Below are 26,091 nucleotides of genomic sequence, written 5' to 3' on the forward strand. Positions count from 1 at the left end.
TTTGGCCGAAAGCCGCGGCCAATCCGGCCAAGTCTCAAGTGTAGTGTCACTTGCCGCGCCGCGGCAAGTGAAGATTGACTCCGGGGCCCGCCCGGATCGGCTCTCGCCCCTTGCGTCGGGCCCGGCGAGAAGGTCCATTGGGGCCGAACATCCGGAGGTGTCAGACGATGGAGTGGAAGGACTTTGCCACGCAGGGCGCGCGCGCCGCCCAATGGGCCGCAGATTATCATGCAGGCCTGCGCGACAGGCCGGTCCGGGCCCAGACACGCCCCGGCGAGATCGCCGGGAAGATCCCGGACCAGCCGCCGGATGCCGCCGAAGATATCGAGGCGATCCTTGGGGATCTGGACGAGATCATCCTACCCGGCATGACCCATTGGCAGCATCCCCGGTTCTTTGCCTATTTCCCCGCCAACGCCGCACCGGTCAGCGTTCTGGCGGAATATTACGTCAGCACGATGGCCGCGCAATGCATGCTCTGGCAGACGTCGCCCGCGGCAACCGAGCTGGAAACCCGTGTCATCGACTGGATGCGGCAGGCCGTCGGCCTGCCCGACCAGTTCTCGGGCTCGATCCAGGACAGCGCGTCGACCGCGACGCTGTGTGCCGTGCTGACGATGCGGGAAAAGGCGTTGGGCTGGGCCGGGAACCGTGAAGGGCTGGCCGGGCAGAAACAGGTGCGCATTTATGCCTCGGATCAGGTTCACAGCTCGATCGACCGGGCGATCTGGGTCGCGGGCATCGGCGAGGCGAACCTTGTCCGCATTCCGGTGACCGGCGCCGCGCGCGCGATGGACATCGACGCCCTCCGCGCCGCGATCGCCGCAGACCGGGCGGCGGGGCACTTGCCCGCCGGGGTGATCGCCTGCGTGGGGGGCACCAGCGTCGGCGCGACCGATGATCTGCGCGCGGTTCTGACCCTTGCCCGCGACGAGGGCCTCTATTCCCACGTGGATGCCGCATGGGCCGGTGCGGCGATGATATGCCCCGAATTTCGCGACGTCTGGGAGGGTGTCGAGATGGCCGATTCGGTCGTCCTGAATCCGCATAAATGGCTGGGCGCGCAGTTCGACTGCTCCACCCATTTTCTGGCCGACCCGGCCGATCTCGTCCGGACGCTGGCGATCCAGCCGGAATACCTCAAGACCGCGGGCGCCGATGGCATCATCAACTATTCGGAATGGACTGTTCCCCTTGGCCGACGGTTCCGCGCATTGAAGCTGTGGTTCCTGATCCGCGCACATGGTCTGGATGGCCTGCGCGAGATGATCCGCAACCATGTGCATTGGTCCGAAAGCCTAGCCCGGAGGCTCGCCGATGCCCCGGGGATCGAGATCGTGACTCAGCCCATGCTTTCACTTTTCTCGTTTCGAATGGCCGAAGGCGACGAAAAAACCGAGGCACTCTTGCACAAAATCAACAACGACGGTCGAATCTACCTGACCCAGACACGGGTCGACGGGGCCTATGTGATCCGATTTCAGGCGGGCGCCTTCACGACGACCGAGGCCGATATCGACACGGCCTTCGAGGTGATCACAGAATTGGCGCGCGAGGTCTGATCTTCAGCTGCTCTTCAGGAGCGCCTCGATCTCGGATCGGGCGGGCATCGACGGCGCGGTCCCCGGACGGGTGACCGAGATAGCAGCCGTGGCGCAGCCAAATCGCACGGCCTCGAGCGGCTTCATGCCCTCGGCCAAGGCGACCGAGAACCCGCCGTTGAAGGCGTCGCCCGCGCCCGTCGTCTCGACCACGGGGCCCGCTGACATGGCGGGCACCAGTTCCGCGGTCTCGCCGTCGTCGTAATAGGCGCCCCGCTCGCCCAGGGTGATGATCGGGGCCGAAACGCCGCGTTCGCGGAACCGTGCGGCGGCAGCGGCGGCATCGTCCAGCGTCTTGACCGTGACGCCCACGATGCCCTCGGCCTCGGTCTCGTTCGGCGTGACGAATTCGCAGAGTTCCAGCATGGATTGCGGCACCTGTGCCGCCGGCGCCGGGTTCAGGATCGTGCGCGCACCGCCTTGCCGGGCGATCCCGAGCGCGCGTTCCGCCGCGTCCATCGGTTGCTCGAGTTGCGTGACAAAGACCGCGGCCCCGCCGATCAGCGCGGCCTGCGCCTCGACATCGGCCACAGAGATCCGGGCCGCCGCACCCGGAGAGATGATGATCGCGTTGTCGCCAGAGGCTTCTTCGATGAAGATATAGGCCGCCCCGGTATAGCTGTCGGGATCGTCGGTGACGACGGGCGTCACGCCCGCCTCCTCCCAGGTCTTGCGCGCCATGATAGCGAAATCGTCCATGCCGAGGCGGGTGACGAAATGGACATTTCCGCCCGCGCGCGCGGCCGCGACGGACTGGTTCGACCCCTTGCCACCGGGCCCGAGGACGAAACTGTTGCCCATGATCGTCTCGCCCATCCGGGGCTGACGCTCGGCGCGATAGGCGGTGTCGGCGACGAAGACGCCGAGGATCACGATGTCGGTTCTCATGAGGTCCTCCGATAGATCAGCCACGCGCGGTGGTGGCCAAAATTAGCTAATTTTGGCCGCCCCGCTCAAGCGTCGGGTGGGATGACGCCTTTGCGCAACATGAAACAGCCATAAAAGCGGCGCTCGCCGCTCTGGATCACGGCATAGGCCTCCTTGGCCATATCGTAGAAGGCAAACCGTTCGACGCCGATCATCGGCCGCGGCGCGCCTTCGGCGGCATCGATGGCCGCCTGAACTTCGGCCTGCACCGGCGGGATCGTGTCGGGTTCCCCGACGATCTCCATCCGGGCCGCGAAATCATCGACGAACGTGTCGAGGGGCAGCACCGACAGGATCGCGCCGACCGTTTCTCCGGCAGTGAGGTTCTCCATCCGCAAGAGCTTTCCATGGACCGTCTGTTTCGCGATCGAATCGGCCGGAAAATTCGTGTCCGACACGATCAGCATATCGCCATGTCCCATCGCCCGGAGCACGTGCAGCACATCCGCGTTGAGCCTGTTGTCGATCCCCTTGAGCATGGGGCCCTCCTCCCTCGTTGATGAACCTGTCGGCGCCCTAGTTGATCCTTTGTCCACTCTCGCGGTCGAAAAGATGCAGGTGTTCGGGCGCGGATGAGACCGTCAGCGTCTGACCGACCGAGAAATTCTGCCGATCCTTGAGAAGCATCGTCAGATCGGCACCGTCGTGGCGCAGCAGGATATGGGTCTCGGACCCGGTCGGCTCGATGACGCTCACCTCTGTCGAAAGGCCCCGCTCGGACAGGACGAGATGCTCGGGCCGGATGCCAAGCCGGATCGGTCGCCCTTCCTCGAGCCCCGGTCCGGGCACCAGATCGAAGGCCACGTCGCCCACCGTCGCGCTCTTGCCGTCCGGGCCGATCACCGCATCGAGCGTGTTCATCGCGGGGCTGCCGATGAAGCCTGCGACAAAGGTGTTGGCGGGCCGGTCATAGACGTCGAGGGGGGCACCGATCTGTTCGATATGGCCGCCCTGCATGACGACGATCTTGTCGGCCATGGTCATCGCTTCGATCTGGTCATGGGTGACGTAGATCGTGGTCGTCGACAGACGCTGATGCAATTCGCGGATCTCGGTGCGCATCTGCACGCGCAGCTTCGCGTCCAGATTCGAGAGAGGCTCATCGAACAGGAAGACCTGCGGATCGCGCACGATCGCCCGACCCATCGCGACGCGCTGGCGCTGACCGCCCGAGAGCGCACGGGGATACCGGTCGAGATAGGGCGTCAGGCCAAGAACCTCGGCGGCCTTGTCGACGCGCGCGGCGATTTCGTCCTTGGCCATCTTCCGCATCCTGAGGCTGAAGGCCATGTTGGCGCGCACGGTCTTGTGCGGATAAAGCGCATAGTTCTGGAACACCATCGCGATGTCCCGCTCGGCGGGCGGCAGGTTGTTGACCAGCCGGTCGCCGATATGAATCGTGCCCGAGGTCACGCCCTCAAGACCCGCAACCATACGCAGCAAGGTCGATTTGCCACAGCCTGACGGGCCGACCAGCACGACGAATTCGCCATCGGCAATATCCACGTCCAGCCCGTGCAAAACCTCGAGATTGCCGTAATTCTTGCGAAGTGCGCGAACCTTGACCTCGGACATCTGTGCCAGCCTCTCCTTGCTCCCTGAAGGGAATGGTTAGCCGAAGGGCCGGAGCCTGTCCAACAACTTAGCATACTAACATGTTAGAAACTTGACTCGTGTCACCGGCGCTGTGATGCTCTGACCTGTCAGCATGATCGGAGCGGAGCCTGGGGCATAGAGGATGCAGCGGGCGACGGGGCAGGAAACCGAGGTCAGGAATATCGCCCCGTCCTGCCGTGAATGCCTTTCCGCTGACCGGAGTCTATAGGGAGGATTGTCCGTGAAAACAGAACTTTACAACATGGTGGCCCGTTCAAGAGTGAACCGGCGCAGGCTGCTGCAAGGCGCCGCGAGCGCGGGCGCACTGGCCGCGATGGGGGCCCGTCCGGCCATGGCCGAGGCGCATGGGTCGGTGCGTGCCGAAATTCTCAAGATCCCCGGCGTGGGCATGGGATCGCCCACCGATGCCGATTGGCAGAAAGTCGGCGAGCTGTGCCTCGGGCCGACCAAGGAACGCGTCGCCGAGGGCGAATTCGCGGGCGTCGAGCTGACCTTCATGGGTCTCAACAACCAGAACCTGCACAACTTCCTGTTCCGCGGCTTCCTGAAGCCATGGGAGGCCTATACCGGCGCCACGATCAACTGGATCGACCTGGCCCAGGCCGATTACAACGCCCGCCTGCAGCAGTCGATCGCCACGGGCACCGTCGACTTCGACATCATCGAGATGGGCGCTCCCTTCGAAGGTGACACCGCAGGACGCGGCCTTTTGGACGAGATGCCCGAATGGGTGAAGGAGCAGATCGAGGCCGATGACCTCGTGGGATACCTTCAGCCGCCCGTCGGCACCTGGGACGGCAAGACCTACCGGATCACCATCGACGGCGACTGCCACACCTTCGCCTACCGGACCGATTATTTCGGCGAGGGCGCGATCGGAGGGCCAAAGGTGCCCAGCACCTGGCAGGAGGTCAACGCGGCCTCGCTGGCCCTGAAAGGCCAGACAGACCCGCTGACCGGCCTTGATGCCCATGGCTTCCTCGATCCGCTGAAGTATCAGTGGGGCGGCTTCGGCTTCTACTTCCTTGCCGACCGCGCGTCGTCCTATGTCAAGCATCCCGACAGCCCCGCGTGGCTGTTCGAGCCCGAAACCATGAAGCCCATGGTCAACAACCCGGGCTGGGTGCAGGCGATCCAGGACGTCTTCGATCTGGTCGCGGCCGATGCCTACCCGGCCGATCAGGTCAACGCGGACCCCAACACCACCGCCTTCAGCCAGTTCCTTGCCGGAACCGGCTCGATGCTGACGTGGTGGGGCGACGTGGGCTCGAACGCACGCACCTCCGACAGCTCTGTCGTGGGCGATGTCGTCGGCTTCGGCATCAACCCCGGATCGGAGCGGCGCTTCAACGCGGCGACCGCGTCGTGGGAAGACGAGATGAACGAAGCGCCGGTCATGTCCTACATCGGCTGGGGCATCTACGTCACCTCGCGGGTGTCGGGCGACGACCTCAAGCGCAAGGCCGCCTGGTCGGCCGCGGCGCATCTGGGCGGCAAGGACCTGTCGCTCTGGACGTCGGCCTATCCGTCGGGCTTCCAGCCCTACCGCAACTCCCACTTCCAGTACGAAGAGTGGGAAGAGGCTGGCTACGACCGGGCCTTCGTCGAGGATTATCTCGGGTCCAACGTCGACAGCTACAACCACCCCAACGCCGCGATCGAACCGCGTATCCCCGGCATCTTCCAGTACTACTCGATCGCCGAGGACGAACTGGTCAAGGGGATCAACGGCCAGTACGGCTCGGCGCAGGAAACCGCCGATGCCATCGCCGCCGCCTGGGAGGATATCACCGACCAGATCGGCCGCGAGAGCCAGATCGCGCTCTACAAGGCGTCGCTGGGCATGTAACCTGAACCGCGCGGACCTTCTGGCCCGCGCAACCATGGCCCGCCCCGAAACGGGCGGGCCACTTTTGACCGCAGGACAGGCAAGACCGGGGCATGAGCACCTCTGAAGGCGATCTCCTCCATGTCGTCACCGCCGACGACATTTCCGACGGACGGCGCAAGCTGGGCACCACGGTCATCTGGGGGTCCTTCGCGATTCTCGTGATCGTCGCGGCCCTGCAATGGGCCGATGCCAATGGCCGGGCCGATTTCGGCTTCACCTCGTGGCGGCCGACCCTCTATGCCTTCTGCCTGTGGTCGGTGGGCCTGTGCTGGGGCCAGGTCCTGCGCTTTGGCGAATATGGCAAACGCACGCTTTTCGTCCTACCCGCCGCACTCTTCGTGGGGGCGATGGTCGTCTTTCCGCTGATCTTCGGCGTCGGAATCGCGCTGTCGGACTGGAACCTGTCCTCCCCGGACGGCCGGCAATTCAACGGCACCGACAATATTGTCGAGATGTGGAACGATCCGTTCTACTGGAACGCACTGAAGAACATGGTCTGGTACGTTCTGGCGATCTTGCCGGAATATGCGATCGCGTTCGGGCTCGCGGTGCTGCTGAACGCCCAGATCCGGGCGCGCAAGTTCTTTCGGGTCGCTTTCCTTCTGCCGCTGATGCTGTCGCCCGTGGCGGTGTCGTGGATGATCGGCAAATCCATGCTCGAGGTGCGCTTCGGGCCGATCGCACGGTTCTTCCGCTCCCTCGGGGTCGAGGATGTGGCCTTCTTCTCTTCGCCCGAGATGGCGCGCTTCATGATCATGGCGATGGATGCCTGGACCTTCATCCCTTTCATGATGATCATGATTCTCGCCGGCCTACAGGCCATTCCGAAAGAGCTGAACGAGGCCGCCCGCGTCGATGGCGCGGGCCCGTGGCGCGGCTTCTGGGAGGTGACCTTCCCGCTGATGCTACCCGTCTCGATCACCGCGATCCTGATCCGCATCATCTTCAAGCTCAAGCTGGCCGATATCGTCATCAACGTGACCTCGGGCGGCCCCGGCGGCGCGACCGACACCGTGACGTCTTTCATCTTCCGCGAATATCGCGACCGATCCAACGTGGGCTACGGCACGCTTCTGGCGATGGTCTACCTCGTCATCATCGTCATCTTCATGACGATCCTGATGAAGGTGTCCGAACGCTGGACCCGGCCCCGCACATGAGGCGCATCGATGTCTGAGCAAATCTTTCACGACAGCCCCGCAGATGCCGGCCACCGCGCCAAGTGGTGGAGCTCGCGGATAGCGATCTACACAATCCTGATCTTCTGGGCGATCATCTGCCTCTTTCCGATCTTCTGGACGATCACGACATCGTTCAAACGCGCTCCCGACGTGATGCAGGGCAATATCATCCCGTGGCTCGATTTCGCCCCGAACTGGCTGGGCTGGCGGTCGCTGGGCCTGTCGCCCGACACGATCGGCACGGAAAGCACGGTGCGGGCCGAGTTCATGAAACGGTTCCTGAACTCCACCATCATCGCGCTGTCGGCCTCGACGCTGGCCGTCGTGCTGGGCAGCCTCGCGGCCTATGGGCTCTCGCGGTTCTCCTACCGGTTCGGGCCGATGAAGAATTCGGATATCTCCTTCTTCTTTCTCAGCCAGCTGATCCTGCCGCCCGTCGTGCTCGCCCTGCCGTTCCTCGTGCTCTACAAATCCCTGGCGCTCCTCGATACCCGCATCGGGTTGATCATGCTCTATACGCTGACGGTCTTGCCCATCGTGATCTGGATCATGCGCGACCAGTTCTCTTCGATCCCGACCGAGCTGGAAGAGGCGGCCCTTGTCGACGGCCTGTCGATCTGGGGGGCGTTCGTGACGATCATCCTGCCGATCGCGCTTCCGGGGATGGTCGCGGCCTTCATCCTGAGCCTTGTGCTGACGTGGAACGAATATTTCTTCGCCGCGCTTCTGACCTCGACCAACGCGGTCACCCTGCCGGTGATGGTGGCAAGCCAGACCGGAAGTCAGGGGATCAACTGGTGGTCGATGGCGGCCCTCAGCTTTGCAGCGATCCTGCCGCTGATCGTGATCGGCATCGTGCTCGAACGCTTCATCATCAAGGGCATGGCCGCGGGCGCGGTGAAGTAGGGGCCCCTGCCCCGCGACACGCGCACTGTGGTCTCACTCGAGGTTGGTGTGGCGGGTTTCCATCTCGGCACTCGTGACGCCCAGCCGCGCGCGCAGGTCATGGATCATGACCTCGAACAGGACGAACATCGCCCCTTCGAAGACCGATCCCATGGGCAGGACGCCTTCGGTCTCGCCCGGCGCCCGCGCCATGGTCCGTGCCGGCAGAACGAGGAACTGATCGACCAGTGCCGCGGGCGCGCGGTCAGGTTCCGCCGTCAGCAGAAGCGTGCGGGCGCCCGCCGCGCGCGCCTTGCCCAGTAGCGCCGTTACCGTTGCCAGCTCCCCCGGTCCGGCCGAGGCCAGAAACAGGTCTCCGGGTCCGACCGGCGGGCAGGCCATGTCCCCCTGCATCGCGACCGACAGCCCCAGATGGTGCAATCGCATGACAAATCCGCGCAGCTGCACCCCTTCACGCCCGCAGCCATAGCCCACGACCACGCCTGCCCCGGCGATCAACGCGCAGGCGGCCTCGACCTGCGCATCATCGAGGCCCTCGAGCCCCGCGCCGATCTCGGCCAGCGCATTGGCATACTCAGATCTCATGAAAGGTCCGCCATGATATCCTTGGTCTGGAGATAGAGACGTTTGAACAGATCGTGCTGGCCTTCGAGGGCGGCGCCGGGATCGGGCTCGACCTGTTGCGTCACCGGGTTCCACCTGTCGATATCGCCCCGCTCGGCGAGGCCTGCCGCGCAGGCGGCAAGGAAGGCATTGCCATAGCTGGCACCGATCGACTTCTCGCGCAGGATCTGAGGCACCTTGCCGATATCGGACGTGGCCTGAAGCCAGATCGCATTCTGCGTCCCGCCGCCCACGGCCAGAACGCGTGTCGGCGCCTGTCCGATCTCTCCATAGGTTTCGATCACATGCGCCGTGCCGTGGGCGATCCCTTCAAGAAGGGCGCGATACATGTCGCCGCGGGTATGGGTCAGGTTCAGACCAAAGAAGGTGCCCTTGGCCCTCGGGTCATGGATCGGGGTCCGCTCGCCCGAGAAATAGGGCAGGAACAGGATGCCGTTGGCGCCTGCCGGTGTGTCGGCGGCTTCGCGCGCGAGGTCGGGAAAGGCCGTCTCGCGCGGCAATTCGCGGGCGAATTGATCGCGAAACCAATGGGTCAGCGTGCCCGAAGTGGCCAGCCCCGCCATCGAGGCATGCTCCCCTTCGAATAGCCACGGCGCATACCACAGCCGCGGATCGGTGACGCGGCCCGACACGGCCTGAATGATGAAGATGGTCGAGCCATACATCATCATCATGTCGCCCGGACGGGTCAGGCCCACACTGACCGCCTCGGCCGCCGCATCGATCGTCCCGCAGGTGACGGGCGTGCCGGGGGCAAGGCCTGTTTCGGCGGCCGCCTCGGGCGTGACGGTTCCCGCGATCTCGGACGACCACATCAGGCGCGGCAGCTTGTCCAGCGCGATGATGTCGGAGGCAAGGGCGTCGGTCCAGTCCTGCCGGTCGACATCGTAAAGCGGGGAGAAGTTGGCCGCCGTGTAATGATCGATCACCTTCTCGCCGGTCAGGCGAAAGGTCAGAAAGCTCGTGGAGGTGAAGATCGCCTCGGTCCGGTCGAAAAGCTCGGGGTGGTTCCGTTTGAGCCAGAGGATCTTCGGCCCCACCGATTGCGATGTCAGGGCGTTGCCGCAGGTGGCGAGGATCGTCTCTTCGCCGATGCGGTCGGTCAGTTCGGTGATCTCGGCTTCGGCGCGGGTATCAACGCCGTAAAGAACGCCGTTCATCAGGGGCCGTCCCTGCCCGTCCACGGGCAACATGCAGGGTCCGATGGCCGAAGTTGCGACGCAGGCGATCTCGGTCGGGTCGATGCCCGACCCTGCGAGCAGGTCCCGTGTCACCTGAACGAAATCGCCCCACCAATCCTCCTCGGCGCGGTGCTCGGCCCAGCCGGGCCGGGGCACGATCATCTCGTGATCGCGCCGCGCCACGGCCACGACGCGGCCCTTGTCATCCACCAGCACACCCTTTGTCTGGTAGGTCCCGATATCGACGCCGAGCGTATAGGTCATGGCTGATTCTCCTCCGTGGAGGAGCCGGGCGGGAGGACCAGAGGGTCTTCTGCTGGCATCTCCGGTGCCGGTGGCTCGGCCGCGACGGGGGCCGCCGGGGCATCGGCCGGATCACGGCCAAGGTCGAATTGGGCATCGAGCCGCTGCACGGCGGCCTGCAGAAGCCGGGCCAGGCTTTCCAGATCACGAAGATCGCAGACCTCGAGCGCCGAATGCGAGGCGCGCATCGGAAAGCCCACGTCGATGGAGATGACCCCCTCGCCCACAAGCTGCACATAGGACAGGTCCGTCAGGACGCCCACTTGCGCCGAACGTTGCAGGGGCAGCCCTTCACCCGCTGCCGCCTCTTCGATCAGACGCACGGCGGCAGGGTGCGGTATCACGCCGTTGAGCGTGCCACGCCCGTGGAACGAATAGAGGCTCATCCCGGGCCCGCCGCCCAGAACCATCTCGCCCCGGTCGGCCATGTCGGGCGTGTCGGTCGCCAGCATCAGGTCGATCTGGATGGCCACATCGGGTTTCAGCCGTTGCGCCGCCACCTGAGCGCCGCGCAGGTTGAATTCCTCGAGCACCGAAAAGACGATATGCACCGTCGGCCCGCCCTCCCGGTTGCGCAGCGCGCGGGCCAGCGCCATCAGAACCGCACAGCCCGCGCGATCGTCTATGGCCGTCCCGGCCAGTCGGGTATCGGCAAGGGGCAGGACCTGCGGCAGATAGATCACGGGCGCGCCGATCCGGATGCCCGCAGCCTCGACCGCCGCTCTGGAGCCGTGGCCCGTGTCGATCACGATCTCGGGCGCCTTGACGACGCGGTATTTCTCTTCGGGTGTCGTGGCGTGATGGGCCTTGTTGAGGATCACCCCGGGCACATCGCGCCCTTCGCCCACGCAGACCAGCACCGCCTGCGCCGCCATCGCGCGTTCCGCCACGCCCCCCATCCGCTCGACCCGCAAGAGGCCGTCGGGTTCGATCCGGCGGACGATGAAGCCCAGCTGATCCATATGGGCAAAGACCATGACGGATGGGGCCGCGGGATCGCCCGGGAACGTCACGGTGAAATTGCCCAGCCGGTCGGTCTCGCCGGTGATGCCGTCGCGGGCAAGCTGCGCCGCGATGTGCCGGCGAACCCGATCCTCGTGGCCCGCAAGGCCCGGGATGCACATCAGTTGCGATAGGTCCTCCTCCAGACGATCCAGCATCACTTGCCACCCCGTGCCGTGCGAACGAGGCTCATGAATTCGACGGCCCGGTCCGGGTCGATCGCGTTCCAGGTATGGCCATCGACCTTGAGCGCCGAACCCACGACGCAACCGTCCGCGATCGCCAGAACATCCGCCACGGTCTCGTGCTTGACGCCGGTATTCGCCATCACGGGCACGCTCGTGACCGCGCGTTTGACGGCCTCGAGATCCTCCATCCGGGCGGCCTCCCCGGTGATCTGGCCCGAGACGAGCACCGCGTCGGGGATCGAGGAAAAGACGGCCGAGCGCGCCCGGTCGGCCAGCGGCCGCTGATCGAGCGAATGGGCGAATTCGGCGGATACGTTATAGAGCATCGCCACGTCCTTCGCGCCCAGCCGGTTGCGATAACGCATCGCGGCGCCGGCATCGGGCGTCCATGGCCCCATGTCCGAGGCATAGGTGCCGGTAAAGATTTCGCGCACGAAAGAGGCGCCCGTGGCGGCCGCAAGCGCGATGGTCGACATCGGATCCCACAGCACGTTGACCCCGAACGGCACCGTGATCTCGGAGCGCAGGGTGCCGATGATCGAGGCCATGGTCGCGGTCGAGGCGGTATCGACCTGAAACTCATAGGGCCGGTCGTTTTCGTTGCCGAACATCACCGCGTCGAACCCCGCCGCCTGAAGGGCGGCGAGATCGCGGCGCGCCCCGTCGAGAAGCCCCTCGATCCCCGCCTCCGGGTCAAAAAGGGGGCTGCCCGGCAGCGCCCCGATATGGACCATGCCGATCACGGGCTTTGCCGTGCCGAAAATCTCGTTGAACCGTTCCATGTGTTCTGCCTTGTCCTTCGAATTCTGTGTCAGCCTACTGCCAAAGCCGTTGGCCCCCAAGCGTTTCATGCTAGCATGTCAGTCAAATGGAGGGAGGACGCCATGGAAATCAGACGCCGACATTGGGACAGGCATGGCACGGGCGGGCTGAGCTTTACCGAACTGGGCTTTGGCACCGCACCGCTGGGCAATCTCTACCGCGCGATTTCGGACGACGAGGCCGATGCGATCCTCGCCCGCGCGTGGGACGCAGGCATCCGCTATTTTGACACCGCGCCGCTTTACGGGCTGGGCCTGTCCGAGACGCGGCTGAACCGGTTCCTGCGCGACAAGCCGCGCGACGACTACGTGCTGTCGACCAAGGTGGGCCGCATCCTCAGGGCCACCAGCCCCGACAAGCGCGACGGGTTCGGCAAGTGGTTCGACGTGCCCGCCCGCAACGAGGTCTATGATTATGGCTATGACGCGGTCATGCGCAGCCTCGAATTCTCGCTCGAGCGGCTGGGGACACATCGGGTCGATATCCTCTATGGCCACGATCTGGATCTGACCAACCACGGCAGCCGCGACGCGCTGGACGCGCGGATGACGGAATTCCTCGAAGGCGGGCATGAGGCGCTGGTCAAGCTGCGCTCCGAAGGGGTGATCGGCGCCTTCGGCCTTGGCGTGAACGAATGGCAGCCCTGCAAATGGCTGGCCGAACGAGGCGATCCGGACATCTTCCTTCTGGCGGGGCGCTATACGCTTCTGGAACAGGCCTCGCTTGATACGATGATGCCCCTGTGCGTGGAAAAGGGCATCGGCGTCGTGATCGGCGGGCCCTACAATTCGGGCATTCTTGCCACCGGGCCGCGACCGGGCGCCTATTACAACTACGACCCCGCTCCGCAGGAGGTGCTCGATCGCGTCGCAAAGATCGAGGCGGCCTGCACCCGGCACGGGGTTCGTCTTGTGGATGCCGCTTTCCAGTTCCCGCTTCGTCATCCGGCGGTCGTTTCGATCATTCCCGGTGGTCAGTCGGTCGACGAGATGGCAAGCAACCTGAAGGCTTTGAACGCCGAAATCCCCGCCCAGCTTTGGGCAGACCTGAAATCCGAGGGGCTTTTGCACCCCGATGCACCGGTGGAATAAGATCATGAAGATCGACGCACATCACCATCTCTGGCAGCCCGCGCGCGGCGATTACGACTGGATGCCGATGGACAACGAGATCCTCGCGCGCCCCTATTTCCCGCCCGATTACCTCGCCGTGGCCGAGGCCGCGGGGATTGAACGATCCGTCATCGTGCAGGCCGCCGCCACGACGGCCGAGACCGAATACATGTTGGGCCTTGCCGATGCGACCGACATGATCGCGGCCGTGGTCGGCTGGATCGATTTCGAGGATCCCTCCCAGATCGAGACGCTGGCGCGGTTCGCCGGGCATCCGAAGTTTCGCGGCGTGCGGCCCATGATCCAGGATATCCCGGACGTGGACTGGATGCTGCGCGAGGATGTCCAATGGGCCTTCGAGGCGGTGTCCGAACTCGGGCTGACCTTCGATGCGCTGGGATTTCCCCGGCATCTGGAGAATTTCCACACGATCCTGACCCGCTATCCCGAAATGCAGACCGTGATCGATCACTGCATGAAACCGCAGATCACCGACCCCGGCGGGTTTGATCACTGGGCCGCCGGAATGACGCGGCTGGCCACGGATACCGAGGCCTGCGTCAAATTTTCGGGCCTTGTGACCGAGGCGGCCGAAGACTGGACCATCGACCAGCTGCGCCCCTATGCAGAGCTTCTGTTCGAGGCCTTCGGACCCGACCGGATCATGTGGGGATCTGACTGGCCCGTGGTGCGGCTGCGGGCGGAATACGATCGCTGGTATGCGGCCGCCGAGGAGCTGACCCGACCGCTGGGCGCAGAGGCTCAGGCCCGGATTTTCGGCGGCACCGCGCGCGAATTCTACGAGATCGGGGTGTCGGTCTCGCTCTGAAACCGGACGACATCGGTGGCGCGGAGCCTGCCCCGCGCCGCGACCGGCGTCGAGACATGGAGCGCGGCGGCCGCCTGCGCGAAATCGCAGGCCTCCGTCAGCGGAGCGCCTGCCACGAGCCGCGCGGCCAGCGCCCCGCAGAACCTGTCGCCCGCCCCGTGGGTCGAGATCACGTCGACCACGTGGCCGGGCATCGCAAAGGGTCCGTCAGGCCCCAAACCACAAAGCCCATCCGCACCCAGCGTGATGATGACATTGCCCGGCCCCCTGCCCTTGAGATCGGTGGCCAGCGCCTCGGGCGCGGCCTCCCGACCGGCGAGCATCGCGGCCTCGACCCGGTTCACGACAAGGATGTCGACGCGGGCCATCAGTTCTGGCGGGACGTCACGCGCGGGGGCGGCGTTCAGCATCAGCCGGACACCCTCAGGCAACCGCGCCGCAATCTCCACATTGGCCGCCGCCGAAATCTCGTTCTGAAGCATGAGCAGCCGCAGGTCGGGCGGCAACTGGACCGCGCCGCCATCCAGCGACTGGTTCGCCCCCGAGACGACGACGGCACAGTAATCCCCCGCCGCATCCACGATCGCAACGCTCATGCCCGTGGCGCCGTCGATCTGGACAACAGCCGACCTGTCGACCCCGGCCTCATCCAGCGCGGCAAGGATGGGTGCCGCGAAATCGTCGCGCCCCACATGGCCTGCCATGCGCACAACCGCGCCCATATGGGCGGCGGCGACGGCCTGATTTCCGCCCTTGCCGCCAAAGACATAGCCCACGTCCGAGCCCATGAGCGTCTCGTCCCTGGCCGGCAGATAGGGCGCGCGGACCACCACATCGAGGTGGAGAGAGCCCGCGACGAGAATGCTCACGCGTCGGCCCCGTAAAGGGCGCGACCCACGATCCGCTGGCTCGTGGCGGCATCCTGCCGGGCGATCGCAGCGGCCAGTTCGGGATCATCGGCCAGCCCTTCGGCCACCTCGCGCAGCCTTTCGGTCAGCGCGAGGTTGGTGCGGGCCTCCTCGATCGGGTTCAGGCCGCCGTGATCGGGGAAGGTGTCGAAATAGATCGCGCCGTCATAGCCCATCCGCGCGATTTCCACGAACAGCTCGACCGTGGCGATGGCATGGACCGTGCCCACCATCAGCCCGTCATCCCGCTTGCCGTAGCCGTCATTCAGATGCACCCCCATCAGCCGCGCGTGGCGCGACACAAGATGCGCAGAGTGGGCTGGCATCTCGTCGGCATACAGAAGATGCGCGAAATCGAGCGTCACGCCGATGTTGGGCCGGTCGGCCTCGCGCACGGCCAGAAGCGTGTGCCCGATGTCGGGCATCAGGGCAAAGGCGCGGGGCTCGTTCGGTTTGTACTCGATCGCTATGTCGACGTCGGGCGCATGATCGGCCACTTCGCGCAGGGCGGCGATCGTATCGTCCCACAGCCGCGCGTAATTCCCCTGAAAGGCATAGTCGAACCCGTCCTGCCCCATCCAGAGCGTCATGAGGCTACCGCCCATGGCCTGAAGAGCGTCGATGCCGCGCCGCGTTTCGTCGATGGCAGCCTGCCGCACGGCCGCGTCGGGATTGGTGAAGGCACCCAGCCGATACCCGGGATTGGTGTAATACCGCATCGCGAGACCGTTCAGCACCATGCCCGCATCGGCCAGCATCGCCGACAAGTCGGTCGGGGAAAGACCTTCGAAATGGTCGGGATAGTTCAGATCGGCCGCGTTCAGCCCACCCACCTGCCCTGCCGCGGCGATCATGTCGGCGATGCCGGGCCGGTCAGGCAACCCGGGCGCGAGCTTGAACGCATTGAGCCGCGCGGCATAGCGGTGTCGGTTCGGTCGGGTCATGGATAATCCTCAAACAGCCCTCAATCGGGGTCGAACAATTCCGGCCGCTCTTTCTCGAGAGGCTCGATATAGGCCAGCAGCTGGCGCAAATGGTGCCCCATCGCGGCCCGCGATGCCACGGGATCACGCGACGACAGGGCATCGTGGATGGCCCAGTGTTCGACCAGCGTTTCGCCGACACGGCCCCTGACGGGAACCACCTGCTTGCGCGCCCGATCCACATGGACCCATGCCGTTTCCGCAACGGACTGAAGCTTGCGAAACCCCGTGGAGGCAAGGATCAGCGCATGGAATTCACGATCCAGTCCGTAGAACCCCCCGTGATCGGCCTCGGCCACCATGATCTCCTGCAGCTTGAGATTGCGCCGAAGTAGGGCCAGCTGTTCGTCCGTGATCCGGGAAGCGAGGTATTCGGCCGCCGAGCTTTCGATCGCCTCGCGCAGGAATGCGCCCTCGCGGATTTCGACCATCGAGAACAGCGACACGAATGTGCCGGCCTGAGGCACGACGCGGACCAGACCTTCGGTCGCAAGCCGGGCGATCGCCTCGGACACGGGCGAACGCGAGACGCCAAGTGTCTCGCAGATCTCGCTTTTCCGCATGGCCTGTCCGGGCAGGTAGGTCAGGTCGAGGATCGCCGCACGCAAGCTTTGATAGGTGCGCTGTGCCATCGAGCCCTCGAACCTGTCCAGAGGCTGAAGCGCAGGAGGTAACGGCTGGTTCGACATTTCGGCGCGCGGCCCCCGCTGGAAGAGAGTGGCATGCTAGAATGTTAGGAAATGTCGGGCAAACAAGCAATCCTGACGATTCGCAGCCGCCGTCAGAACTGCGGCTTCCGTCCGGCCAGAAAGGCCTCGCGTCCTTCGTGGAAATCGCGGCCCTCGAAAAGAGCATCGAACGCGCCTCGATCGGGAAGCGTCCAGGGGTGCGCCAGCCCGTCGATCGTCTGCTTGATGACCTCGAGCGAGGCGGGCGACCGATCGCAGAGCGTTTCGGCATAACGCATCGCATCGGCCAGCGGGTCCGCCTCTTCGGACACGAAATCCACGAGGCCGATCCGAAGGGCCTCGTCCGGCTCGAGAAGACGGGCGGAATAGAGGATGTCCTTCGCACGCGCGGGCCCCACGATACGAACAAGTTGCCAGGTATCCTCGGGCGACAGCGCAATGCCCAGCCGGGATGGCGTGATCCCCAGACGGGCGGTTGATCCCGCAAAGCGCAGATCGGCGGCCAGTGCCATGCCGCAGCCGCCGCCGATGCAGGGCCCGGAAATCGCGGCCAGCACCGGTACCTTCAATTCGGCAAGGCGGGCCTGCGCGCGGCGGAACAGGGCGTTATAGGCAGAGGTGCGTTCGGGCGTGGCAAAGACCTCGGCGAATTCTGCGATATCGGCGCCTGCGGAAAAGCAATCGGGACCGCCGGTCAGAATGACGACCCGCACCGCGTCATCGGCATCGAGGGCATCACAGAAGGTGATCAGCGCCGCCCACATCTCGGCGGTCATCGCATTGCGCGACGCGGGCGCATTTATGCGAATGCGGCTGATACGCCCGATCTCGAGCGACATGCGCCCACCCGCAAGTTCCATGCGACCCCCTGCCCGACTTTGAGTTGCGGTATCCTTAGCAATCTTTGGTCGCGGGACAACCACCACAAGGCGCCCGCCCCCCGGCGAATCAGGGGCCGGCAGGAGGAACCTGTGCAACCGGGTTCGGGCAGAATGCAACCTTGGAGTGTGCAACTGGGCGCAATGCCCGGATATTCGACACATGCTCCCAAGCCGGGCCGAACGACCTGTGTGCGGACATTCGGCATAAGCAAAACCGCAAGTCGAGATGTTGGATTTGGTATGAAAATCACCGTTGCCACAAATGCTTGGCAAGTTAGTGCGTTCGGCCTCAGTCCATCCCGAACCAATCGACTGGCCCCGCATCCGGTCCCTTCGCGCGCCCCATGGCCACACCGCAAACCGACATGAAATCGCGTTCTGTCTTGACTGACGCGGCGTTTGCCCAATGCTTCTGGTCTTATTTTAAAGGGTACAGAGCTTCCAGTTCGTCGCACAATTACAGCGATCCGATCCAAAGCAATATTGCAGGGGCCTCGTCCGAGGTCCGTGAATTCCGATGGTCGGCCAATCTGACCACAACAGGAATGAGGAGTCGGTTTGATGCCAGTCCACTCGTTTCATGAAGACCTGTCGCAAGATTTCGAATTCGACGATGACGTGACCGCAGCCGTCACGATTGACCCTCCACGCGACACTTCCGCGCCGATTTCAGCAAGCCAAAGCGCCCTCCAGGAGGCCTTCCACACGCAGGCGCAGGCAGAACGCGAGGTCGATCCCTCAATCCCCGAGACGCCGACGCCAAGCGCATTCGAGATTGCGGCGGGTCTGCTGGACGATATGCGCGTCGAAACGGTCAAGACACAGGAGGTACGGGTTCTGGCCTCGGGCGGCACCTTCGAGCGTTATAACGGGGTGGATCCTTTCGAGGACATTTTCCTGGGCGATTTCCTCAGCCCCGTCTTCCTCGACATGAACGGAGACGGCGCCCTCGATCTGGTAACCGGTGCCGCACTTGGACTGATCGTGATCTATCAGGGCAGAGCGGATGGCACCTTCGGAACATGGGAGGGCGACAATCCATTCGCCGATATCCAGGTCGGAAATTTCGCGGCCCCCGCCTTAGTCGATCTCGATCGCGACGGCGATCTTGATCTGGTGGTGGGCGCGCAGGACGGGACCGTCACCGCATTCCGAAACGGGTCGATCGGCGCCCCGGGCGATTTCGTGACGACCAACTCGACATTTCCTCTGGGCAATATCGATGCGGGCACGGGCGCAGCCCCGGCATTCATCGATCTGGATGGCGATGGCGATCAGGACATGGTCGTCGGCAACGGGGCCGGCCCGATGATAACCTACCGCAACGGCGGCAATGGTTGGTCGGGCCAGTTCAGCCTATGGGGCGATGACGATCCCTTCGCATCCCTCGCGGTGGATGAAGGGAGCACACCGACATTCGTCGACCTCGATCTCGACGGCGATCTCGACCTCGTGGTGGGCACGCGGTTCGGCGAAATGATCTCCTTCATCAACGGCGGCAATGGCTGGAGCGGCAATTTCCGCGCCTGGGGCGACAACGACCCGTTCCAGGACGTCAATGTGGGCCAGCGCAGCGCGCCCACCTTTGCCGATCTCGATAATGACGGCGATCTCGATATGGTGACGGGCGCCGGATATGACGGCTTGGTCATCTACGAGAACGTCTCGGGCGAAGCCGGCAGATACGATTTCGCGGCCCCCCAGAGTTATCAGGGAACGGACGAGTTTCTGATCTGACGACCTGACCGGAACGCAACGCGAGGTCGTCTAGCGTCGCCTGTTAGGCACAGGCCATTCGGACGGCTCTTTGATCTCGGGCAGGCCCCTGACATCGCGGTTGGACGCAGAAGGCAGGCACAGCATGTTGAAGGATCCGAGGCCTTCGAAATGGTTCTCTGCCAGGTGCCGGAAATTGCGTTTCCGGTAGAGCGGAACGACAAGTGCGAATACCCGGTAATCGAGAGAGAAAAGCCGTTCGATCAATGCATGCGATGTCTCCGGTTCCTCGTTCTCGATGCTCAGGATAGGTTGGCACCGGCGCAGAGTGTCCGTGGCACCATCGAGCATCTCGCCTTCCATGCCCTGGATATCAGCCTTGAGAAAATCAAGGCGCGGCAGATTCAGCGCATCGAGCGGCAGAACGGGAACGCGGTCGCCGGGCCCGTCTGGCCTGAGCCCGGGGGCGCCGGAATTTCTGCCCTCGCCAAACGGGATAACCGGCATCACCGCCTCTCCCACTCCTGCTCCGAGGCCCGCCTGACGCGCCTCGACATGTGTCAGCCCATTGAGCGCGAGGTTGCCGCACAGCATCTGAAAGACCGGCCTTTGTGGCTCGAACGCGATGACATGGCCCGAGGTCCCGACCGCGTGGGCAAACAGGAGCGTGAAACAGCCGATATGCGCCCCGGCATCAACGACGACCTGCCCGGGACGAACGATCTGACGGTAGACGTCGCCCTCGGCCGGGCTGAATTCGCCATAGAGATCGAGCGACCGCCCGATATACGCATCCGTCGGGTCGAACATCATCCGCCCGTCGCGGCAGTCGCGTATCGTCGGCCGCCAGGTCATGGCCTAGTCGGCGTCAACGAACCCGTCCACTGTCTTCAGCCGGTGACGGACCGAGTTGACCTGGCCCAATGTCTGTTCGACGAAACAGCCCTTCTTCGCCGCGGCGATCAGCGCTAGCTGCGCGTCGATCGGGTTCGGACTGTCGAGGATCACGTCGATATCGAAGCTTTTGGGCGCTGTCTCGTAGATCCGACCCTTGGGCGTCCAGACCCATGTGACACGGCAATCGACCTTCAGATCGGTGATCGTTACGTCCATCCGTTTCGCGAAGGCGCGAAGCTGTGTCATGATGCAGCCCGTAAGCCCGCCGATGAACAATGCCAGCGGCGGCGGCGCGGTGGCATCCCCTCCGTGGAACGGGCCCTCGTCGGTGGCGAGCGTGAAATGCTCTTCCATCGGGCTGATCATGGACACATCAAGGTCATTGCGCATCTTGCCATTGGCCTGTCCGTGACAGGTGAAGGTGACTTCGGTCACGGTCTTGGGCTGCTTGACCTCCATCAGAAATTCACCCTGTCGCCGCCCTTGAGGCCGAGGATATCGCGGGCCTCGTCGGGTGTGGCCACGTCATTGCCCTGAAGTTCGAGGATCTTGCGGATCTTCTCGACCTGCTGGGCGTTCGACGTGGCAAGCTCTCCGCGCGAGATATAGAGCGAATCCTCGAGACCCACGCGCACATGGCCACCAAGCTGGGCCGCGACGGCGGCCAGCTTCATCTGCTGCGATCCCGCGCCCAGGACCGACCATTGATACTGATCACCGAACAGCTTGTCGGCGGTGCGCTTCATGAACAGCAGGTTGTCGATCTCGGCCGAGATGCCGCCCAGCACGCCCATCACGAATTGCAGGAAGATCGGCGCCTTGAACATGCCCCGGTCGAGGCAGAATTTCAGGTTGTAGAGATGGCCCACGTCATAGCATTCATGCTCGAACTTGGCGTTGTGGGGATCGCCGCCCAGCGCCTCGGCGACCATGCGGATATCGGCGAATGTGTTGCGGAAGATGTTGGCCTCCGACCCGCGCAGATAGCCCTCTTCCCAATCCTCTTTCCAGTCGTCATAGCGATCGGCCAGCGGGTGCAGCGCGAAATTCATCGACCCCATGTTGATCGAACACATCTCGGGCGAATAGCGCAGGGCCGCGGGGATGCGTTGTTCGACCGTCATCGTCGGGCTGCCGCCGGTGGTGATGTTCACGATGGCATTCGTGGCCTGCTTGATCCGGGGCAGGAACAGCTCGAAATCCTCGGGCGCGACAGAGGGCGCGCCGTTGTCGGGGTTGCGCGCATGAAGGTGCAGGATCGCCGCCCCGGCCTCGGCCGCGGCGATCGCCTGTTCGGCGATGCTGTCGGGCGTGACGGGAAGCGCATCCGACATGGTGGGCGTGTGGATCGCGCCGGTGATGGCGCAGGTGATGATCGTCTTGGGCATGGATCAGTCCTCTATAATGGCGACCGCGCGGACGAACCCGGCGGAGGCGGCTTTGATCTTGAACGGGAAACAGGAGACCATGAAGCCGGTCCCCGGCAATTGGTCGAGATTGGCAAGCTTTTCGATATGGCTGTAGCCGATCTCCATGCTCGCGCGGTGCCCCTCCCAGATGATGGCCGGGTCCGGCTCTTCGGCAAAGCGTTTGGCGGTGTGGATGAACGGCGCGTCCCAGCTCCATGCGTCGGTGCCAGTGATCCGCACACCCTGTTCCAGAAGGTGCAGCGTCGCCTCGCGCCCCATGCCGCAGCCTTTCGCCAGATAGTCAGGTTGGCCGTAGCGGTCGCCCGCAGAGGTATTGACCAGCACGATATCGAGAGGCTGGATCCGGTGCCCGATCCTTGCAAGTTCGGCGTCGACCTCGGCGGGCGTGACCACATGGCCGTCGGGCAGGTGCCGGAAATCAAGCTTGACGCCCGGGTTGAAGCACCATTCCAGCGGCACCTCGTCGATGGTGATCGCGCGTTCGCCCCGCGACATGGTGGAATGGTGGTGATAGGGCGCGTCGAGATGCGTCCCGTTGTGGGTATAGATGGTCAGTTTCTCGATCGCCCAGCCTTCCCCGCCGGGGAGATCCTCCTCCGTCAGGCCGGGAAAGAACGACACGACCTGTTGGGCGGTGTCCTTACCGGAGAAGTATTCGATCTTGGGCAGCATCATGTCGGGGTCGGATGGAATATCAGCCTCCAGCGCGACGGAAAGATCAATGTAGCGTCGTCCCATGAAAACCTCCTATCGGCCCAGAAGACCGGTTGCGATGGATGGAAAGGCGATGATCAGCCCCAGCGCCGCAAGCATCATCAACGCGAAGGGCGCGGCCCCCGCAAAGATGTCGCCAAGGCTGATGCTGTCATCATCGAGGGTGGATTTGATCACATAGACGGATATGCCGAAGGGCGGGGTCAGAAGCCCGATCTCGACGGCCAGAACCGTCACGATACCAAACCAGATCAGGTCGATCCCCATCGGCTGAATGATCGGCAGCATCAACGGCACGAGGATCAGCATGATCGACGAGCTGTCGAGGATCATCCCCATGGCGATCACGATGGCGCAATAAAGAAGGATCAGCCCGATCCGGCCCAGATCCGCCCCTGCGGCCATGTCACCGAATGTCGCGGGCACGCCCGAAAAGGCGAGCATCCGGGAATACATCTGCGCCGCGATGATCAGGAAACAGACCGACGCGGTGACAAGCCCCGTCTCAACCAGCACCCGCCACAGCGCGGCCCAGCCGATCCGGCGTTTCGCAATCCCTATCGCCAGCGCGCCGATCGCGCCCATGGCCCCCGCCTCGACCGGGGTGAAGAAGCCAAGGTAGATGCCGCCCAGAACGATTGCGATCAGGCCGGTGATCGGCAGGCCCTTGGCGATCAGCTCGCGCGCAGTCATCTCCTCGCCGCCCTGTCCGAGGTTGCGGCCCACATAGCCCGGCGCGGCAAAGGCCAGAAGGATCGTGCCCAGCGCGAACAGAACCGCCAGCAGAAGGCCAGGGCCCACGCCCGCAAGAAACAGGTCCCCGATGCTTTGCTCGGTCAGCAATCCATAAAGGATCAGCAACAGGCTCGGCGGGATCATCATGCCCAGAACCGAGCTGCCGGCCACGACCCCGACCGAGAACCGCGCGGTATAGCCGTGGCGCCGCATCTCGGGCACCGCGATCTTGGTGAAGACCGCGGCCGAGGCAATGGAGATCCCGGTGATCGCGGCAAAGATCGCGTTGGCCATGACCGTGCCGACGCCAAGCCCGCCCCTGATCCGCCGGGTCAGCGCGTTGGCCACGTCATAGGCGTCGCGCCCCATGCCGGTTTCCGACACGATGAAGCCCATCAGGACGAACAGCGGCACCACGCCGAAGAAATAGCTTGCGATGGCATCGTTCGCCGCCAGTCCCAGCATCTTTGCCGCCAGAAGCGGCGTGCCCTTTATCGCCCACATGCCCGCGAAGGAGCACAGGATCAGCGCGATCGGCACATAAAGCCCGCCCATCACCAGAAGCCCCATGGCCCCCAGCGCGATCAGCCCGATTTCAAACGCGGCCATCGGCACCCCCGAGGAACCGGCGCAGGATGCGCGCCGCGAATTGCAGCGTCAGAAGGCCGCCGCCGAGGATGATCATCGCCTTGACCGGCCATGTGGGTGCCGTGAAATCGCCGACCGCGCCCACGAATTCGTTCCTTTCCCACGCGCGGGTGAAAATCGGCCATGTGGCGGAGACGATCACCGCCACCACCGCCATGCCCAGCAGATCATAGAGCGTCTCGAGACTGCGCTTGATGCCGGGCCGGCGGCTGCCGACCCAGTTCAAAAGCGCGTCCGACCGGGTCATCCGCCCGGATTTGAGCGCCTGCGGCGCCTGAAGGAAGACGATCGCCACGATCGACAGCGACACGAGTTCGGGCACCCCCGACAGGGGCGCCCCCGCAAGGTTGCGGCCCAGCACGTCGATGCCGATCAGCACCATCAGCCCGAGGATCAGGAGCGAACCGCAGACATTGGCCAACAGGGTCAGACGGTCGAGCCAGCGCAAAAGCGCCGGCTCTGCCCGTGTCACGGCGGTCAAGGGTTACTCCATGTCCCAGTCGCGCAGCGGCGTGGCGCCGCCGGCCCGCATCGTCTCCATGTAGAGCGAGAGGATCTCGCTGCCGGGCTGCCCGTTGGCATCCAGTTCCTCGGCCCAGGCTTTGGCGGCGTTGTCCATGCCCGCGGCCCAGGCCTCGCGCATCTCGGCCGGCGCTTCGGTGATCGTGGCGCCCTGTTCGCCCATCGCGGCAAAGGCCGCCTCGACCGCGCCCTCCAGCGCATCGAGATACCAGTCGGAGGTGGTGTCGGCGGCGGCCAGCATCGCGTCCTGCACCTCGGTCGGCAGGCCCGCCCACCAATCGGCATTGGCGCAGAGGCTGCCGGCATATTGCGCGCCAAGACCCATCCGCGTGATGTAGGGCGCCACCTCGTAGAGCTTGCCCGGCAGGGCGGCGGAGGCAAATACGATCACCCCGTCGAAGACGCCCGAGCTGAGTTCGTTGTAATAGGTGGTCAGGTTGCCCGACACGCCGACCGCACCGGTCCCCGACAGCCAGTTCAGCGCAGCCCCCGGCGCGCCGATCTTGCGGCCCTCAAGATCTGCGAGGCTTTCGACAGGGAAATTGGTCATCAAGAGATAATCGTCGATGGCGACCGGCGCGCCCAGATAGACCACGCCATTATCCTCGAACGGCTGCTGCATCCGCGCATCGGTGGACAGCAACTCGTCCATCAGGTCCGAGATCGTGCGCGCGTCGTCGCTGACGAAAGGCGTGTAGTAGGTCACGTTGTGCACCGCCAGCTTGGCCGGATCGAACAGCGACTGGCAGATCCCGATCTCGGCAAGCCCGGCCTCGACGGCCTCGAGTTCTTCGCCCACGCCGGCGATGGCGCCACCGTAAAGACCCTGGAACGTCACGCTGTGGCCGGTCCCCTCAAGGTTCTCGGCAACAGCCGGCACGAAGGCCTGATCGACCATCTGAACCCAGCGAAAGACCGGCGGATGGCCCGCCGCGACCGTGGCCGAAAAGCTGTCGGCCATCGTGGCCGCGGGCAGCGCAGCCAGCGCCGCGGCAAATGTCGTTGTCCTGAGCGTCATTTTCTTTTCCTCCCTTTGAACTCACGGGCCCTTGTTCGTGTCTTTCCCCCCTGCGCGGGCCAGCGCATGAAGGCCTCCCTCGGAATAGGCGACGACCTGTTGGATCAACGCCTCGGTTTCCATCAACGCCCCGTCCTGCGCGCCCATCAGCCGCTCGGGCCGCCCGTCGCGCGCGATCACGGAGATCAGCACTCCCAGCGTGAAGGCGTAGCCGAGCCCTGCCCCCTCCTCGCCCAGCGCAGGGCACGCCCTGTGAAGGGCCGCGACGAATTGCAACGCCATCGGGTCATAGCATTCGCGCACCAGCGCCTGATCCCGCTCGCGCCCCACGATCAGGCCCGAAAAGATGCGGGCATAGGCCCTGTCGCCGCCTTCGGGGCCAAGCGGCGGGCGCACCAGCGCCTCGATCACGGCGGCAAGCGCATCTGCCCGCGCGAAATCGACTGCGTTCAGCAGTTCGAGCCTGCGGTCATTGATCATGCCCGACCGGTGACGGATCACCTCGGCATACAGATGATCCTTGGTGCCGAAATGGTAATGCAGCAGACCCTGACTTACCCCGGCGCGTTCCGCGATGGCCTTCATCCCCGTCCCGTCGAAGCCCCATTGGGCAAAGACCTCCTCGGCGGCGACGAGGATCTTCTCCGTCGCGCTGTCGGTGACCTGCCTGCCTTGGGTGCGTGCCAATGCCATGACGTGAGGCTAGGGCGTCCTGACTGATCGGTCAATCAGGAGTTCGGACCCTCGCCCGCCGTTTGACAAGCCG

Annotated in this window: 26 protein-coding genes; 7 read left to right on the top strand and 19 right to left on the bottom strand. The window is 64.4% G+C overall.

All coding sequences use genetic code 11. The features are described from left to right. Positions 1-167 precede the first annotated feature (167 nt). Positions 168-1,562 (top strand): pyridoxal phosphate-dependent decarboxylase family protein, encoded by a 1,395-nt coding sequence (locus EP376_RS14635; RefSeq protein WP_127656357.1) that lies wholly within the window; start codon positions 168-170, stop codon positions 1,560-1,562. A 3-nt stretch (positions 1,563-1,565) separates the two neighbouring features. Here EP376_RS14635 and EP376_RS14640 read toward each other — a convergent pair whose 3' ends face one another. The 3 genes from EP376_RS14640 to EP376_RS14650 form a co-directional block, all read right to left on the bottom strand. Continuing rightward, positions 1,566-2,489: a ribokinase gene (locus EP376_RS14640; RefSeq protein WP_127656358.1), complete on the bottom strand. Its 924-nt coding sequence runs from the start codon at positions 2,487-2,489 to the stop codon at positions 1,566-1,568. 65 nt (positions 2,490-2,554) lie between these two features. Continuing rightward, positions 2,555-3,007 carry an RbsD/FucU family protein gene (locus EP376_RS14645; protein WP_127656359.1) on the bottom strand — a complete coding sequence of 151 codons (453 nt, stop codon included), beginning with the start codon at positions 3,005-3,007 and terminating at the stop codon, positions 2,555-2,557. 37 nt (positions 3,008-3,044) lie between these two features. Then, complete coding sequence (locus tag EP376_RS14650) at positions 3,045-4,103, bottom strand: ABC transporter ATP-binding protein (RefSeq protein WP_127656360.1); 1,059 nt, start codon at positions 4,101-4,103, stop codon at positions 3,045-3,047. 262 nt (positions 4,104-4,365) lie between these two features. Here EP376_RS14650 and EP376_RS14655 point away from each other — a divergent pair, with 262 nt between their 5' ends. The 3 genes from EP376_RS14655 to EP376_RS14665 all read left to right on the top strand — a co-directional run bounded on the left by EP376_RS14655 (position 4,366) and on the right by EP376_RS14665 (position 8,123). Continuing rightward, positions 4,366-5,994, top strand: a complete 1,629-nt coding sequence (locus EP376_RS14655) for an extracellular solute-binding protein (protein ID WP_127656361.1) — start codon at positions 4,366-4,368, stop codon at positions 5,992-5,994. A 92-nt stretch (positions 5,995-6,086) separates the two neighbouring features. Beyond that, the gene (locus EP376_RS14660) at positions 6,087-7,196 is read left to right on the top strand and encodes a carbohydrate ABC transporter permease (protein WP_127656362.1); all 1,110 of its coding nucleotides are present in this window, start codon (positions 6,087-6,089) and stop codon (positions 7,194-7,196) included. A gap of 9 nt (positions 7,197-7,205) precedes the next feature. Next, a complete protein-coding gene (locus EP376_RS14665; RefSeq protein ID WP_127656363.1) occupies positions 7,206-8,123 on the top strand; it encodes a carbohydrate ABC transporter permease in 918 nt (305 codons plus the stop codon). A gap of 33 nt (positions 8,124-8,156) precedes the next feature. On the opposite strand, the gene EP376_RS14670 is transcribed toward EP376_RS14665, so the two are convergent. From EP376_RS14670 to EP376_RS14685, 4 genes are read right to left on the bottom strand one after another with little or no spacing between them, the layout of a single operon-like run. Beyond that, a complete protein-coding gene (locus tag EP376_RS14670) occupies positions 8,157-8,708 on the bottom strand; it encodes a phosphoheptose isomerase family protein (protein WP_127656364.1) in 552 nt (183 codons plus the stop codon). Beyond that, positions 8,705-10,192, bottom strand: coding sequence for an FGGY-family carbohydrate kinase (locus tag EP376_RS14675; RefSeq protein WP_127656365.1), 1,488 nt, complete (start codon positions 10,190-10,192; stop codon positions 8,705-8,707). Before EP376_RS14675 ends, EP376_RS14670 begins: the two co-directional genes overlap by 4 nt. Next, entirely contained in the window at positions 10,189-11,391 is a 1,203-nt protein-coding gene (locus EP376_RS14680) for a M42 family metallopeptidase (RefSeq protein WP_127656366.1), read from the bottom strand. The genes EP376_RS14675 and EP376_RS14680 overlap by 4 nt, the downstream gene beginning before the upstream one ends. Then, on the bottom strand, positions 11,391-12,272 hold the full coding sequence (locus tag EP376_RS14685) for a BtpA family protein (protein ID WP_238928771.1): 882 nt from the start codon (positions 12,270-12,272) through the stop codon (positions 11,391-11,393). The genes EP376_RS14680 and EP376_RS14685 overlap by 1 nt, the downstream gene beginning before the upstream one ends. A gap of 33 nt (positions 12,273-12,305) precedes the next feature. On the opposite strand from EP376_RS14685, the gene EP376_RS14690 reads away from it, so the two are divergent. Continuing rightward, complete coding sequence (locus EP376_RS14690; RefSeq protein ID WP_127656367.1) at positions 12,306-13,334, top strand: aldo/keto reductase; 1,029 nt, start codon at positions 12,306-12,308, stop codon at positions 13,332-13,334. A 4-nt stretch (positions 13,335-13,338) separates the two neighbouring features. Then, a complete protein-coding gene (locus tag EP376_RS14695; RefSeq protein WP_127656368.1) occupies positions 13,339-14,184 on the top strand; it encodes an amidohydrolase family protein in 846 nt (281 codons plus the stop codon). On the opposite strand, the gene EP376_RS14700 is transcribed toward EP376_RS14695, so the two are convergent. From EP376_RS14700 to EP376_RS14715, 4 genes are all read right to left on the bottom strand, one after another. Continuing rightward, positions 14,154-15,053, bottom strand: a complete 900-nt coding sequence (locus EP376_RS14700) for a ribokinase (RefSeq protein ID WP_127656369.1) — start codon at positions 15,051-15,053, stop codon at positions 14,154-14,156. The genes EP376_RS14695 and EP376_RS14700 overlap by 31 nt on opposite strands. Continuing rightward, entirely contained in the window at positions 15,050-16,036 is a 987-nt protein-coding gene (locus EP376_RS14705) for a sugar phosphate isomerase/epimerase family protein (protein ID WP_127656370.1), read from the bottom strand. Before EP376_RS14705 ends, EP376_RS14700 begins: the two co-directional genes overlap by 4 nt. A gap of 20 nt (positions 16,037-16,056) precedes the next feature. Beyond that, on the bottom strand, positions 16,057-16,707 hold the full coding sequence (locus tag EP376_RS14710) for a GntR family transcriptional regulator (protein WP_238928772.1): 651 nt from the start codon (positions 16,705-16,707) through the stop codon (positions 16,057-16,059). 149 nt (positions 16,708-16,856) lie between these two features. Beyond that, entirely contained in the window at positions 16,857-17,624 is a 768-nt protein-coding gene (locus tag EP376_RS14715) for an enoyl-CoA hydratase/isomerase family protein (protein ID WP_127656372.1), read from the bottom strand. A gap of 582 nt (positions 17,625-18,206) precedes the next feature. Between EP376_RS14715 and EP376_RS14720 the strand changes: the two genes are divergently transcribed. Then, positions 18,207-19,382, top strand: coding sequence for an FG-GAP-like repeat-containing protein (locus EP376_RS14720; protein WP_127656373.1), 1,176 nt, complete (start codon positions 18,207-18,209; stop codon positions 19,380-19,382). A gap of 30 nt (positions 19,383-19,412) precedes the next feature. Here the strand turns inward: EP376_RS14720 and EP376_RS14725 are convergent, their stop codons facing one another. From EP376_RS14725 to EP376_RS14760, 8 genes are read right to left on the bottom strand one after another with little or no spacing between them, the layout of a single operon-like run. Continuing rightward, on the bottom strand, positions 19,413-20,216 hold the full coding sequence (locus tag EP376_RS14725; protein WP_127656374.1) for an FkbM family methyltransferase: 804 nt from the start codon (positions 20,214-20,216) through the stop codon (positions 19,413-19,415). Between the two features lie 3 nt (positions 20,217-20,219). Continuing rightward, the gene (locus EP376_RS14730) at positions 20,220-20,717 is read right to left on the bottom strand and encodes an OsmC family protein (RefSeq protein WP_127656375.1); all 498 of its coding nucleotides are present in this window, start codon (positions 20,715-20,717) and stop codon (positions 20,220-20,222) included. Then, entirely contained in the window at positions 20,717-21,646 is a 930-nt protein-coding gene (kce, locus tag EP376_RS14735; RefSeq protein ID WP_127656376.1) for a 3,5-dioxohexanoate:acetyl-CoA acetone transferase, read from the bottom strand. Before kce ends, EP376_RS14730 begins: the two co-directional genes overlap by 1 nt. A 3-nt stretch (positions 21,647-21,649) precedes the next feature. Then, positions 21,650-22,426 carry a cyclase family protein gene (locus EP376_RS14740; protein WP_127656377.1) on the bottom strand — a complete coding sequence of 259 codons (777 nt, stop codon included), beginning with the start codon at positions 22,424-22,426 and terminating at the stop codon, positions 21,650-21,652. A 9-nt stretch (positions 22,427-22,435) separates the two neighbouring features. Further along, positions 22,436-23,746 carry a TRAP transporter large permease gene (locus EP376_RS14745; protein ID WP_127656378.1) on the bottom strand — a complete coding sequence of 437 codons (1,311 nt, stop codon included), beginning with the start codon at positions 23,744-23,746 and terminating at the stop codon, positions 22,436-22,438. Then, entirely contained in the window at positions 23,733-24,257 is a 525-nt protein-coding gene (locus EP376_RS14750) for a TRAP transporter small permease subunit (protein ID WP_240652471.1), read from the bottom strand. The genes EP376_RS14745 and EP376_RS14750 overlap by 14 nt, the downstream gene beginning before the upstream one ends. 12 nt (positions 24,258-24,269) lie before the next feature. Then, positions 24,270-25,325: a C4-dicarboxylate TRAP transporter substrate-binding protein gene (locus tag EP376_RS14755; protein ID WP_127656380.1), complete on the bottom strand. Its 1,056-nt coding sequence runs from the start codon at positions 25,323-25,325 to the stop codon at positions 24,270-24,272. Between the two features lie 21 nt (positions 25,326-25,346). Next, positions 25,347-26,018: a TetR/AcrR family transcriptional regulator gene (locus tag EP376_RS14760; RefSeq protein WP_127656381.1), complete on the bottom strand. Its 672-nt coding sequence runs from the start codon at positions 26,016-26,018 to the stop codon at positions 25,347-25,349. Positions 26,019-26,091: the final 73 nt, after the last annotated feature.

The organism is Alexandriicola marinus, from assembly GCF_004000435.1.
Taxonomy (GTDB): domain Bacteria; phylum Pseudomonadota; class Alphaproteobacteria; order Rhodobacterales; family Rhodobacteraceae; genus Alexandriicola; species Alexandriicola marinus.